Consider the following 13,438-nt stretch of genomic DNA (forward strand, 5'->3'; position numbering starts at 1 on the left):
TCGACTTCATTTAGTAGGTCGAACATTACCACTGGTGGCTATCTGACTGACAGCGCCGCGCGTTTGAGGGTCTCGCTGGGCAGTTCCTTGAACAGCTTGCGGTAGCTGTCGGAAAACCGCCCCAGGTGCCAGAACGACCAGTGCATGGCCACCTCGGCGACGGTGGTGTCGCTGGGCCCGCAACTGAGCAGTTCTCGCCGTGCACTGTTGAGCCGGCGCAGGCGCAACCACTGCGCCGGGGCCATGCCGGTGAAAGTCTTGAAGGCATGCTGCAACTGGCGCAAGGACACCCCGGCGACCTGCGAAAGCTCCATCAGGTTAAGCGTTTCTTCCGGACAGTCCGCCGCCCATTCACCGACTTTACGCATGATCGCCCGTTCCTCGGTACGCCGCCATAACGCCCCGCGATCGAGGCAGATGCACGCATTATCGAGGATGAACAGGCAGTCTTCGAGCAGCTGTTCGGCCAGTGCATCCTGGCTTGGCGGGTCGATGGTCTGCGAGATGCGCGTGAGCGTCCCGCTCAGCCAGCGGCTGAACAGCTCGTTCTGCATCGAGTTCAGCGGCGCCATGAACAGCCCGTCGAGGCGGGCGATGTCCAGGCCGTGGCGCTGGACGAATTCCGGGCCGAACACCACGGCCACTTCCTGGTAGTTCTCCGGAGTGATCCAGATGTTGCGGCTTTCGCCATTGAGCACGTAGAGGCTGTGGTCGCTGCGGTCGAAACAGAACGCCAGGGAGCCGGCCGGCGCACTGAAGTTCTGCTCGACCCGGGTGTTCATGCACTCCTCGTAGATCTCCACGCCGTGCAGGTCGAGGCAGCGCAGCTGACCGGCGAAATGCCCGGGAGACATCTGTTGGTAGTGCTGGGTCCAGCCCGGGGTGGCACGGACCTGTTCGGTGACATCGGCGGTGTTGAAAGCTTGGACCCGCAAAGGCGTTGACGCTGTCATGAGCTGCTCTTTATGCACTCTTTTGGTGCATTTTAGTCTTGCTGAAAGTGGATAGATCGAATGCGCAAGCGTCACCCAAGATAGACCTCAACGCGCTACAGGGGAAGCCGCTTGGGTGGCAAGCCGGTCGCAACTGCCGGTCCTGGCGTGGATAAAACCAACAACGAGGTCTTTATGAATGCCCCTTTCGATCAGCTGTCTGCGTGGCTGAAAGAACACAAGATTACCGAAGTCGAGTGCGTGGTCAGTGATCTGACCGGTATCGCCCGCGGCAAGATCGCACCGACCAACAAGTTCCTGCATGAACGAGGCATGCGCCTGCCGGAAAGTGTGCTTCTGCAAACGGTAACCGGGGACTTTGTCGACGACGACATCTACTACGACCTGCTCGATCCTGCCGATATCGACATGGTCTGCCGCCCGGATTCAGCGGCGGTGTATGTGGTGCCATGGGCCATCGAGCCGACCGCCGTGGTCATTCACGACACCTTCGACAAACAGGGCAACCCGATCGAACTGTCGCCACGCAACGTGCTCAAGAAAGTCCTCAAGCTCTACACCGACAAGGGCTGGCAGCCGATCGTCGCCCCGGAGATGGAGTTCTACCTGACCCAGCGCTGCGAAGACCCGGACTTGCCGCTGCAAGCGCCACTGGGCCGCTCGGGCCGCGCCGAAAGCGGCCGGCAGTCGTTCTCGATCGATGCCGCCAACGAATTCGACCCGCTGTTCGAAGACGTCTACGATTGGTGCGAAGCCCAGGGCCTGGACCTCGACACGCTGATTCACGAAGACGGCCCGGCGCAGATGGAAATCAACTTCCGTCACGGCGACGCCCTTGACCTTGCCGATCAGATCACGGTGTTCAAGCGCACCATGCGCGAGGCCGCGCTCAAGCACAACGTCACCGCCACCTTCATGGCCAAACCGGTGGGTGACGAGCCGGGCAGCGCCATGCACCTGCACCAGAGCGTGATCGACATCGCCACCGGCAAGCCGATCTTCGTCGACGACAACGGGCAGATGAGCGAGCTGTTTTTGCATCACATCGGCGGCCTGCAGAAGTACATCCCCAAAGTGCTGCCGATGTTCGCCCCCAACGTCAACTCGTTCCGGCGCTTCCTGCCCGACACGTCGGCGCCGGTCAACGTCGAATGGGGTGAAGAGAACCGCACCGTGGGCTTGCGCGTGCCGACTTCCAGCCCCGAGGCCATGCGCGTGGAAAACCGCCTGCCGGGCGCCGATGCCAACCCCTACCTGGCGATTGCCGCCAGCCTGCTGTGCGGCTACCTGGGCATGGTCGAGAAGATCAACCCCAGCGCCCCGGTGCAGGGCCGCGCCTACGAACGGCGCAACCTGCGCCTGCCGATCACCATCGAAGACGCACTGGCGCACATGGAGGACTGCCCGACCATCGAGCAGTACCTGGGCAGCAAGTTCGTGCGCGGCTATGTGGCGGTCAAGCGCGCCGAGCACGAGAACTTCAAACGGGTGATCAGTTCCTGGGAGCGCGAGTTCCTGCTGCTCAGCGTTTGAGCCCGACCTTGTAACAAGTATCGAAAACAACAATTCGAAAAGGTGTCGATATGCGTCCCATGAAAACAGTCGTTACTGCAACCCTGGCGCTGCTGGTCAGCGCCGCGGCCCAGGCCCAGCCCAGTGTCAGCGTGTACAACTGGACCGACTACATCGGTGAAACGACCCTGGCGGATTTCCAGGGCAGCACCGGTATCAAGGTCATCTACGACGTGTTCGACTCCAACGAAACCCTGGAAGGCAAGTTGCTGGCCGGCCGCACCGGCTACGACGTGGTCGTGCCTTCCAACCACTTCCTGGCCCGTCAGGTCGAAGCCGGGGCCTTTCTGAAACTGGACCGCGAGCAGCTACCGAATTGGAAGAACCTCGACCCGGTGCTGCTCAAGGCTCTGCAGGAGAACGACGCCGACAACCAGCACTCAGTGCCCTACCTGTGGGGTACCAACGGCATCGGCTACAACGTCGACAAGGTCAAGCAGGTGCTGGGCGTTGATCACATCGACTCCTGGGCGGTGATGTTCGAGCCCGAGAACCTGAAAAAACTCAGCCAGTGCGGCGTGTCATTCATGGATTCGGCCGACGAGCTGTTCCCGGCAATCCTCAACTACATGGGCATGGACCCACGCAGCAACAAGCCTGAAGACTACAAGAAGGCCGAGGCCAAACTGCTGACCCTGCGCCCCTACATCACCTACTTCCACTCGTCCAAGTACGTCTCGGACCTGGCCAACGGCGATATCTGCGTAGCCTTCGGCTATTCGGGCGACGTGTTCCAGGCCGCCAACCGCGCCAAGGAAGCCAAGAACGGCGTCAACATCGCCTACGCCATTCCCAAGGAAGGCAGCAACCTGTGGTTCGACCTGCTGGCCATCCCCTCCGACGCCAGCAACCCTAAGGAGGCCTATGCCTTCATCAACTACCTGCTCGACCCGAAGGTGATCGCCAAGGTCAGCGGCGTGGTCGGCTATGCCAACGCCAACCCGCCGGCCAAGCAGTACATGGATGCCGAACTGGTCAACAACCCCGAGGTGTACCCGCCGCAAGAGGTGCTGGACAAGCTGTATGTCTCCAACACCCCGACGCCGGCGATCATGCGCCTGATGACCCGCTCCTGGAGCAAAGTGAAGTCGAACAAATGAACCAGTACACCTCTGAACACGCCCGCTCCTACTACAGCGCCACGGCCCACAAGCTGGCGGCCTACCCTGCCCTGGGCGCCGAGTTGCAGGCTGATGTCTGCGTGATCGGCGGCGGCTTTACCGGGGTCAACTGCGCCATCGAACTGGCTCAGCGCGGGCTCTCGGTGATCCTCCTGGAAGCCCGGCGCATCGGCTGGGGCGCCAGCGGTCGCAACGGCGGCCAGTTGATTCGCGGTATCGGCCACGAGGTCGAGGGCTTTGCCCGCTACGTCGGCCAGGACGGGGTGAAGTACCTGCAACGCGCCGGCATCGAATCGGTCGAAGTAGTGGCCGAGCGCATCCGCGCGCACGGCATCGATTGCGACCTGCGCTGGGGTTTTTGCGAACTGGCCAACACCCCGGCGCAGTTTGCCGCCTTCCGTGCCGAGCAGCAGAGTCTGGCCGAGCTGGACTATCGCCATGAAACACAATTGGTCGGGCCCGGGCAGATGCATCAGGTGGTCGCCTCCGACGTCTATGCCGGCGGCCTGATCGACCGCGGTTCGGGCCATCTGCATCCGCTCAACCTGGTGCTTGGCGAGGCGCGCGTGGCCGAGTCCCTCGGCGTACGTATCTTCGAACAGAGCGCGGTGCTGGAGATCAGCCATGGCGCCACCGTGCAGCTACGCACCCGCCACGGCACGGTTCGCGCCGGCAGCCTGGTGCTGGCCTGCAACGCCCACCTGGATGAACTCGAGCCGCGCTTGAGCGGCAAGGTACTGCCCGCCGGCAGCTACATCATCGCCACCGAGCCGTTGTCACAGACGCAGGCCGAGCAATTGATTCCGCAGAACCTGTCGCTGTGCGACCAGAAGGTCGGTCTGGACTATTATCGGCTGTCTGCCGACCGGCGCCTGCTGTTCGGGGGCGCCTGCCACTACTCCGGGCGCGATCCTGCAGACATCGCCGCCTACATGAAGCCGAAGATGCTCAAGGTATTCCCGCAACTGGCGGACACCCGCATCGACTTTCAGTGGGGCGGCAAGATCGGCATCACCGCCAATCGCTTCCCCCAGGTCGGCCGCCTGCAGCAGCACCCGAACGTGTTCTATGCCCAGGGCTACAGCGGCCATGGCCTGAACGTCACCCATTGGACCGCGCGGCTATTGGCCGAGGCCATTCATGCCGGGCACAGCCAGGGCCTGGATGTGTTCAGCGCCGTGCCGCACCTGACCTTCCCGGGTGGCAAGGCCCTGCGCTCGCCACTGCTGGCCCTGGGGATGTTCTGGTACCGCCTGCGTGAGGTGCTGGGCTAACTCAGCCGGCCGCCGGCAACACGCTCAGCGGGTCGATCGGCTTGCCGCTCTGGCGGATCTCGAAGTACAGCTGCACCCGGTCGGTGTCCAGGTCGCCGGCTTCGGCGATCTTCTGGCCCTTGCTGACGGTCTGGCCTTCCTTGACCAGCAACTTGCTGTTGTGACCGTAGACGCTGGCATGGGAGGTGCCGTGCTGGAGGATGATCAGGTTGCCGTAACCACGGATGTTCGTCGCGAACGCCACCTTGCCGCCGAGGCTGGCGTACACCGGCTGGCCCGGAGTGGCGGCGATGCGAATGCCCTTGTTGAGCTTGTCGGCGGACGAGTAGCGGCGGATCACAGTGCCCTGCAGCGGCCACGCCCACCCGCGCAGGGTGACCTTGGTGGCCGGCGCCACGGGCCTGGCCTTGCTGGCACTGCTGGTGCTACGGGTGGTGGTGGTGCGCGTGGTGGTTTTCGAACCACCGAAACGAATGGTCTGGCCGACATTCACCGCATAGGGCGCGCTGATGCCGTTGTAACGCGCAAGCTCCTTGAAGCTCCAGCCATGGCGCGAGGCGATCGAATACAGGGTATCGCCGCGCTTGACCTTGTAGGTGCCGGCCACGACTTTGTTGGCAGAGGTACCGGGGCTTGGGGAATGCGAACTGCATGCGGACATCGCCAGCATTACGGCGATCAGAACAAACCTGAAAAACACACCACTTCCTTTTCCCGGAGACGCCATTGACGAGGGCGCTACTATAAATCAGTCGGCGACATTACGCGGCAAAGTCCGTGCAAGTTCGATAAAGGCGCGGGTCGCTGGCGAGATGATTCGCTCATCGACCACCGCCAGCCCCACCGTACGCATGACCGGCGGATCGAGCGGGCGCTGCACATAGTCCAGGGTCGTGCGCAACGGCAAGGACGATTGGGCAACGATGCTCAACCCGTCACCGCGGGCGACCACCTCCAGGGTGCTGAGCAGTTGCGAGGTGCGGTAGCGAATCCGTGGCTGCAGCCTGGCGGCGAGAAACAGCCGCGAGACGATCTCGGCGGAACCGGCTTCGGTCAACACGAAAGGGTCGAGGCAGAGCTGCTTGAGGGTCACGGCGGGGTGCTGCGCCAGTGCATGGTCGGTGGGCATGAGCACGACCATCTGGTCCTCCAGCAACGGGCAGGTATCGAACTGCTCCTCGGGCAGCACCACAAAGCCGACATCGATGCGCCGCTCCTGCAGCCATTGCAGCACCTGGCGATCCGGGCCTTCGTCGACATGCACCTCGATGCCGGGATAAGCCTGGCGATAGGCGGCAAGGATGGCCGGCAGCAAACGCACCGAGGCCGTCGGCCCGAACGAGCCGATGCGCAGCGTCCCCCGCTTCATCCCGAGGGCATCCAGAGCCTCCTGGCGCATGGTTTCGGCCAGGCCGAGCATCGCTTGCGCCCGTTGCAGCAGGCGGCTGCCGATATCCGTCAGTTCGATATCCCCCTGCTGACGCTCGAACAAGGCCACGCCAAGCTCCTGCTCCAGGGCACGAATGGCGTGGGAAACACCCGATTGCGAGATTTTCAGTTGCGAAGCCGCCAGGGTGAAGCCTTTACGCGCCGCCACCACGGCGAAGATTTCCAGCTGGGTCAAGGTCATCGGCAGCGACATCCCATGAGCGATTGCTCATTTCCATATGAGTTTGCATTCGTAGAAGTATGGCGCATCGACTTTACCTCGTCAGCCAGGTCCGCCCATGCCGTCTCACTATTGCACCTACCTGAAACTCGCGCTGGTTTCGATGATCTGGGGCGGCACCTTTGTCGCCGGCCGCGCCCTGGCCAGCGGTATCGATCCACTTTTGCTCGGCAGCCTGCGCTTTATCCTGGCCAGCGTGGTGCTGATAATCATCCTGCTGGTTTCGAAAAAAGGTTTCGTGCGGGTTAACGGGTCCCAGCTCGTGCAGATCCTGGGCTTGGGCTTTTTCGGGATCTATGCCTACACCCTGTTCTTCTTCCACGGCTTGCAGTACACGGATGCCTCAAGGGCCTCACTGATCGTTGCGAGCAATCCTGCGGTCATGGCGATCGTGACCTACCTGTGTTTCAGGCAGCGCCTTGGCCGGGCCCAACTGCTCGGCGTCGCCCTCTGTCTGCTGGGCGCCGGCTGCGTGGTGCTGGCCAGGGCGCCTGGGGCGATCGGCCAGGGCAACTGGATCGGTGATGCGTCGATCTTCGGCTGCGTGCTGAGCTGGGTGATCTTCAGTGTGTTCTGCACCCGCGTGGTAACGCAGATCGGCGCGCTGCACACCGTGACCTATGCGGTGTTCGCCGGGGCGGCGATGCTCAGCTTGCACGCGGTGGTCAACACCAGCATGAGCATCGCCTCAATACGCTTGCTGTCGGCGCGCGACCTGATCAGCCTGGCGTATCTCGGGGCTGTGGGTTCGGCGCTGGCGTACGTGATGTACTACGACGCCATCGCCCGTATCGGAGCGACCCGCGCCGGCAGCTTCATCGCCCTGAATCCGCTGACCGCCGTAATGGCCGGCGCCTTGCTGCTGGGCGAGCAACTGACCGGCGCCATGCTGGCCGGCGGGACGTTGGTGATCACCGGCATACTGCTGGTCAACCGGGTGCCTGCGGCGCTCAGTTGTCCTGCTTCCAGTGCAGGTTCACCTTGCCTGTCTCGCCCGGAACGAGAGTGACCGCACCCAGCTGTTGTTCGCCATTGCGCGAGGCAACCAGGTTGTATTTGCCCGGCGGCAGCTTGACGTAGACCATCGGGCCGACCTGGTTGAGTTGCAGCACGGTTTGACCTTGCGGCCCCTGGATCGTCAGGTCGACATCCGGCACGTACTTGTTTTCCGGGCCGGTGGAGAACGTCAGGTGCAAGTTGTAGCCCTGGACTTGCTGAATGGCCCGCGACTCATCGATGCCGATACCGCCGGTGACATAACTTACGCCATTCTGCTCCTGGGATTGCAGCTGCACCCCGGACATATCGACAGGCTCCTGGTACTGCGAAGCCTGCAAGCGCTGCGCCGGCCAGGCCAGCAGTACAACGGCCAATGCAGTGGAAAACGCCAATATGCTGAAGGATTTCATTGCCATGACTCCTGCGCGACAGCGTACAGACCATTTTACGCCGCTCCTCCCTGGCGTTTAGATCGATTCGGCGTGAGGGTCGCGAGCAATACAATGACGATTTCGTACCGTGCTAGAGTCTGCGGCCCAATCTGAAGGTGGACCACGAATGGAACTCTCCCCCGCCGAACATCAGCTGCTGCAAGCCCATCACCTGGCTCTGTTTGAAGGCTGCGTGATCTTCGACACTCAACCGCCCATCGACGCACAAGCTCTGGCCCGGGTCGAAGCCCACCTGGCCGGCCCGGTGCCTGCCGGTCTGTTGCAGCTATGGCAGACCTGCTTTGGCGGTCGCGTCGGCTACGACCTGGAGGTGGTCTACGATGGCCATCGCCACCCATTCTCCTTCAGTGAACTGTTCTATCCGGACAGCGACGGCTACCGCGACCTCTGGGGCTGGATCGAACACGAACTGGACCAGGCCGAAGAAGCCGCCCGGGAACAGGGTCGCCCATGGAGCGGTAAACTGGACTACCTGCCTTTCGCAGGTTTCGAGTACCTGGAGCGCCTTTACGTCTGCGTCACCCCGGGCCCGGACCATGGCACGGTGATTGCCTGGAGCCGTGGGTTGCCGCCGGCCTGGGCCGGCAGCCTGCACCAGGACAGCCTCGCGCGCATCGCTGATGACGTCGGTGGACTGTTTCGCCTGCTGGCCTATGAAGAAGACCCGTTCGACCCGCAGGCCGAGTACAGCAGCGCCAGCGAACTGCTTGAAGCGCTGGATGAACTGGAGGGGGCCGGTGAGGTGGGTGTGGCGCTCAAGGCAAGGCTTGAGGTGTTGCTGCGTCAGCGCCTGCTCGACTGGCGCCCGGCCCTGACTGACGGCAACCTCGCCCATCAGCCGCGCCTTCGCCAGCTGGCGATGCTCGATGCCGCCGAACAGGGCGACATCCCGCGCTTGCAGACGCTGCGCGACGCGGGCTGCGATCTGACCGAAACACTGCGCGGTCGCGGTGCAAGCCTGGAATCTTGCCTGCAGCACGGGCACCTGGAGGCTGCCAGCTGGTTACTCGACCAGGGGGTCCCCGTGCAAGCAGACACCCTCCTGGTGGGCGCAGCCCAGATCACCCCGGCATTGGCTGCCCGCTTGCTGGGCATGGGCGCCTTGAGCGAACCTGGCGCCGTGCTGAGCGCCGTTGCCCAGGACCACATGGCAAGCGCCGAGGTCATGGCCCGCCCGCTGCTCGAAGCTTCGCCGGCCAGTGCCAGCGCCTTGCGCGAAGCGCTACTGGAGCGCGCCGAGCAGCAGCGACGCGACGCCAAACGGATCAAGGCCGGCAAGCTGTTCAGCAATCGCAGCGCCGTTGACTACCTGGCCGAAGCCGAGCGTATCGACACGCTGCGCCAGCGCCTGTTCACCTGAGGACGACTGTCAGCCGTTGCGGGCTTTGATGTAGGCAAGAAAGCTGTCAAGGTCCGAACTGCTGAGCATCCTCGATACCGCCTTGACTTCGTCCATGGGCCAGTCCCACCAGGCAGATTCCAGCAGGATGTTGCGCACATCTTCGTCAAACCGCCACCTGATCTGCTTGCAAGGGTTGCCACCTACCACCGCAAAAGGAGGCACATCGCGGGAGACCATCGCTCCGGCGGCGACAATTGCGCCGTGGCCGATGGTCACGCCCGAGAGGATCACCGCGTTGGTGCAGATCCAGCAATCACTGCCGATCACCACATCGCCTTTGCTGGGCGCATAGTCCTTGATGTCCTTGACGGCATCGACCATGGCCGGAAACGGGTAGGTGGTCAGCCAGTCGGTACGGTGCTCACCGCCCAGCAGAATCTGTACCCCCGCCGCGATCGAGGTGTAGGAGCCAATTTTCAGTACGGTGTCGTCGCCAAATTCGACGACTTCCGGAATGCCATAGGTGCCTACCCCGACACTGTATCGGGGATAGCGCAGCCTGATTTTTTCTGCAGCGCGCTCGAGCTTGTCCATCGAGCGCAATCGCTTGCGCTCCCGACGCTGTTTCAAGAGGTCGAATAACTTCACAAAGGGGTCCTTGCTGATCAACGGTGCAGTACGAGGCGCTTCAAGCGTTTGAGCGTTGTACGGTTGTAATTGCGCAACGGAATCGTGCGCAACAGGCTCCAGGCGAACTTCTTGTCGGCAACCACCGCATACTTCAATGCCTTGTTGACCAGCACCGTCCTGCCCTTCTGGTAACCGGGATGCGCCTGATAAGGCGCCATTGCCAGCATATCGGCATCGAGCAACACCTTGAACCTTCGAGACAGGTTATTGGGGTGTCGACGATAACGGGTGACACAGACGGGCAACTCGTGAATCTCGTAACCCTTGCTGGCAATTCTGAGCGTTATCTGGAAATCCTGGACTTTGATGTTCGGGTCGTAAAACTGCGCCGCCTGCAAAGCCTCCATGCGGTACAACGCGCCGGGGGCACCAATGACCACCGCTTCGCTGACGATCTGATCGAAGCTGAATTTCTTCACCTTGGTACGGTGCTGGGTCTTGATCTCGGCACCGTCGCTGTCCATATAAGCGATCAAGGCACCTACGCAGCCCACTTTCGGGTGTTCATCCAGATACCTGGCCCTGACGCTGAGCGAATGGGGAAGCATGATGTCGTCCAGATCCGGGGTGGAAACATACACACCCCTGGCATGCTTGAGGCCGTTGTTCAGCGTAGCGCTGACGCCCTGATTCTGCTGGGTCAGGAGCTTGAAATCGTAAGTATCCTGCAGCGCCCGGAGCATCGCCAGACTGTTGTCCGTCGAGCCATCGTCAACAATGATGACTTCGAAGTTGGAGTAGTCCTGGGCAAAGATGCTTTGCAGCGCAGCCTCAAGGTACTTCTCGGCGTTGTAGCAAGGAGCAACGATGGAAACCAGCGGCTGCGATGCCAGTGGCTGGGAGAGCGGCTGCAAATGCTCGGGGGTCATTGCGGGTAATGCCTCACGTCGGCCTCTCTGTGGAGGCTGTTGCTGATCGTCTGAATCAAAAAATGGCCACCATCATGCTGGAACTCGTCGCCATTGTCATGATGCGGCGACGCCTCGGTACCAGCCGATGCGCCCGCAGCCAGAAATATTCAGAAACACCTAAATACTGAAAAGAATACAGGCCGAGAGATTATCATGAAAGCGCAACTGCTAATAATTCTCATAAACACTTGCATTTATTTATCCCTGGGTGGCACCTTACATGACTTGCGAAATTGCCCGTAGCCGTTCTTCACACTCCTTCATGGCTTCAGCACTGGGCCTGGCCGTCGCTTCGGCATCGAGCTGCTCGCTCGCAGAGCAGACTTCCAGCCCGCCTCTTGAGCTGGGTAACATCAACATTGATGCCCAGGCCAGCGGCGACTACAAGACCGAACGCTCGGCCTCGAGCAAATACGCCACACCGCTGCTCGACACCCCGCAGACCATTACCGTGGTGCCCTCCCAGGTGATCAAGGAGCAGCAGGCGCTGAGCCTGCGCCAGGTACTGTCCAACGTCTCCGGCATCACCTTCAACGCCGGTGAAGGCGGTGGCGGTTCGGGCGACAGCATCAACATCCGCGGCTTCTCGGCCAACAGCAACATCCAGATCGACGGCCTGCGCGACAGCGCCCAGACCAACCGTACCGATACGTTCAATGTCGAGCAGGTCGAAGTCATCAAAGGCCCCAACTCGGTGTTCGGCGGCGCCGGCACCACCGGCGGCAGCATCAACATCATCAGCAAGCAGCCCCAGGACCAGGCCTTCACCCGCCTGGGCGGCAGCGTCGGCACCGACAACTACTACCGCATGACCCTGGACAGCAACCAGCCACTGGAAGGCGTGGGGCAAGACAGCGCGTTTCGCATCAACCTCATGGGCCACCAGAACGACGTGGCCGGCCGCGAACAGATCGACCGCGAGCGCTGGGGTATCGCCCCTTCCCTGCGCCTGGGCCTGAGCGAATCCACGCGCCTGACCCTGAGCGCCTTCCACCAGGTCGATGACAATCTGCCCGACTACGGTGTGCCGGCCCTGGATGGCAAACGCCTGGCGGGGGTAAACCGCGAGGACTACTTCGGCTGGAAGAACCTCGACAAGGAAGAGATCGAGCAAAGCTCATTCACCGCCAACTTCGAGCACGACTTCAACGATAACCTGCGCCTGCAAAACCTCACGCGCTACAGCCACATCGCCCGCGATACCACGGTGTCCGCTTCCCACGTCAACACCACCGGCGTCCCCCCGGGCCGTTACCGCCCCGCAGGCCCGCAAGGCTATGGCCGCGACGCAACCACCGAAATGTGGATCAACCAGACCAACCTGATCAGCAACTTCAACCTGCTGGGCATGCGTCACGACCTGGTCAGCGGCATGGAAGTGTCACGCGAAACCATGGACCTGAAAACCTACGGCTACGGGCTCAGCAACGCCCTGTATCCAGCCAACGGTTACGACCTGAGCAACCCGCCAGGACACTGGTCGGGGCCCGCCAACAAGGCCACCAGCGGCTACACCGACACCGAACTGACCAACCAGGCGCTGTATGTGTTCGACACCATCGCCCTGCATGAGCAATGGGACCTGAACCTTGGCCTGCGCTATGACAAGTTCAAGGGCGAAGCCCAAGGCTACGACGCTGCACATGTGCGCACCTCCGACTTCGAGTCCACCGACGAGAAGCTCAGCGGGCGTGCCGGGCTGGTCTACAAACCCACCGAGAACGGCCGTATCTACCTGGCCTGGGGCAACTCCTTCAACCCCTCCGCCGAGAGCCTGGCCTCTACCGGCGGCGGCCTGAGTGCTACCACCGAAAACCTGGCCCCGGAGAAAAACGAGACCTGGGAACTGGGGACCAAGTGGGAGTTGCTCGACAAGCGCCTGGAACTGGACGCGGCTGTGTTTCGCGTAGAGAAGACCAACGCCCGCGAAACCATGGCCGACGGCTCGACCCAGTTGGCCGGCAAGCAACGCGTGCAGGGTGTGGAAGTCGGCGTGACCGGGCACATCACCGAGCAGTGGGACGTGTTCGCCAACTACACCTTCCTCGACAGTGAAACCCTCAAGGCCGCCAACACCGCAGCCGGTATCGCCCGTGAAGGCCAGGCGCTGGGCAACACCCCACCACGCTCGCTCAACCTGTGGACCACCTACGAGCTGCCGGCTGGCTGGACCCTCGGCTATGGCGCGCGCTATGTCAGCGAACGCAACGTGACCTCCAGCACCAGCGCCAAGCTCGACGCCTACTGGCTGCACAACGCCATGGTGGCGTACCGGGTCAACGAAGACCTCGACCTGCAGTTGAACGTCAACAACCTGTTCAACAAGGACTATGTCGAGCGTGTACGCCAGCAGAACGGCACCGATGCGCGTTCTTCGGCCATCGAGTATGGCGATGCGCGTTCGGCGATTCTCTCGGCGACCTATGCGTTCTGATTTGTAGGAGCGAGGGTGCAA

The 13,438-nt window shown here is 62.1% G+C and carries 12 protein-coding genes; 6 read left to right on the forward strand and 6 right to left on the reverse strand.

Features of this window, described 5'->3' with window-relative positions; translation table 11 throughout:
* Positions 1-38 precede the first annotated feature (38 nt).
* Positions 39-953 carry a helix-turn-helix domain-containing protein gene (locus tag CCOS864_RS21625; RefSeq protein ID WP_115088291.1) on the reverse strand — a complete coding sequence of 305 codons (915 nt, stop codon included), beginning with the start codon at positions 951-953 and terminating at the stop codon, positions 39-41.
* A gap of 174 nt (positions 954-1,127) precedes the next feature.
* On the opposite strand from CCOS864_RS21625, the gene CCOS864_RS21630 reads away from it, so the two are divergent.
* Genes CCOS864_RS21630 through CCOS864_RS21640 form a run of 3 tightly spaced genes read left to right on the forward strand, consistent with a single transcriptional unit; the run spans position 1,128 to position 4,920 of the window.
* Positions 1,128-2,486, forward strand: a complete 1,359-nt coding sequence (locus tag CCOS864_RS21630) for a glutamine synthetase family protein (protein ID WP_115088513.1) — start codon at positions 1,128-1,130, stop codon at positions 2,484-2,486.
* 59 nt (positions 2,487-2,545) lie between these two features.
* Positions 2,546-3,625, forward strand: coding sequence for a polyamine ABC transporter substrate-binding protein (locus tag CCOS864_RS21635; protein ID WP_415842476.1), 1,080 nt, complete (start codon positions 2,546-2,548; stop codon positions 3,623-3,625).
* Positions 3,622-4,920: an NAD(P)/FAD-dependent oxidoreductase gene (locus tag CCOS864_RS21640; protein WP_115088293.1), complete on the forward strand. Its 1,299-nt coding sequence runs from the start codon at positions 3,622-3,624 to the stop codon at positions 4,918-4,920. Before CCOS864_RS21635 ends, CCOS864_RS21640 begins: the two co-directional genes overlap by 4 nt.
* 1 nt (position 4,921) lies before the next feature.
* Here CCOS864_RS21640 and CCOS864_RS21645 read toward each other — a convergent pair whose 3' ends face one another.
* A complete protein-coding gene (locus CCOS864_RS21645) occupies positions 4,922-5,620 on the reverse strand; it encodes a peptidoglycan DD-metalloendopeptidase family protein (protein ID WP_115088294.1) in 699 nt (232 codons plus the stop codon).
* A gap of 48 nt (positions 5,621-5,668) precedes the next feature.
* Positions 5,669-6,550, reverse strand: a complete 882-nt coding sequence (locus tag CCOS864_RS21650) for a LysR family transcriptional regulator (RefSeq protein ID WP_115088514.1) — start codon at positions 6,548-6,550, stop codon at positions 5,669-5,671.
* A 97-nt stretch (positions 6,551-6,647) separates the two neighbouring features.
* On the opposite strand from CCOS864_RS21650, the gene CCOS864_RS21655 reads away from it, so the two are divergent.
* Positions 6,648-7,598 carry a DMT family transporter gene (locus tag CCOS864_RS21655; protein WP_115088295.1) on the forward strand — a complete coding sequence of 317 codons (951 nt, stop codon included), beginning with the start codon at positions 6,648-6,650 and terminating at the stop codon, positions 7,596-7,598.
* Here CCOS864_RS21655 and CCOS864_RS21660 read toward each other — a convergent pair.
* The gene (locus tag CCOS864_RS21660; RefSeq protein WP_115088296.1) at positions 7,540-7,998 is read right to left on the reverse strand and encodes a carboxypeptidase regulatory-like domain-containing protein; all 459 of its coding nucleotides are present in this window, start codon (positions 7,996-7,998) and stop codon (positions 7,540-7,542) included. The two genes, CCOS864_RS21655 and CCOS864_RS21660, sit on opposite strands and share 59 nt — an antisense overlap.
* Positions 7,999-8,146: 148 nt before the next feature.
* On the opposite strand from CCOS864_RS21660, the gene CCOS864_RS21665 reads away from it, so the two are divergent.
* A complete protein-coding gene (locus tag CCOS864_RS21665; protein WP_115088297.1) occupies positions 8,147-9,400 on the forward strand; it encodes an SMI1/KNR4 family protein in 1,254 nt (417 codons plus the stop codon).
* A 9-nt stretch (positions 9,401-9,409) separates the two neighbouring features.
* On the opposite strand, the gene CCOS864_RS21670 is transcribed toward CCOS864_RS21665, so the two are convergent.
* Positions 9,410-10,030: a CatB-related O-acetyltransferase gene (locus CCOS864_RS21670; RefSeq protein WP_115088515.1), complete on the reverse strand. Its 621-nt coding sequence runs from the start codon at positions 10,028-10,030 to the stop codon at positions 9,410-9,412.
* Between the two features lie 17 nt (positions 10,031-10,047).
* On the reverse strand, positions 10,048-10,941 hold the full coding sequence (locus CCOS864_RS21675; RefSeq protein WP_115088298.1) for a glycosyltransferase family 2 protein: 894 nt from the start codon (positions 10,939-10,941) through the stop codon (positions 10,048-10,050).
* Positions 10,942-11,203: 262 nt separating this feature from the next.
* Here CCOS864_RS21675 and CCOS864_RS21680 point away from each other — a divergent pair, with 262 nt between their 5' ends.
* Positions 11,204-13,417 carry a TonB-dependent receptor gene (locus tag CCOS864_RS21680; RefSeq protein WP_115088299.1) on the forward strand — a complete coding sequence of 738 codons (2,214 nt, stop codon included), beginning with the start codon at positions 11,204-11,206 and terminating at the stop codon, positions 13,415-13,417.
* Positions 13,418-13,438 lie beyond the last annotated feature (21 nt).

The sequence above is a fragment of the Pseudomonas wadenswilerensis genome (assembly GCF_900497695.1).
Lineage (GTDB): Bacteria > Pseudomonadota > Gammaproteobacteria > Pseudomonadales > Pseudomonadaceae > Aquipseudomonas > Aquipseudomonas wadenswilerensis.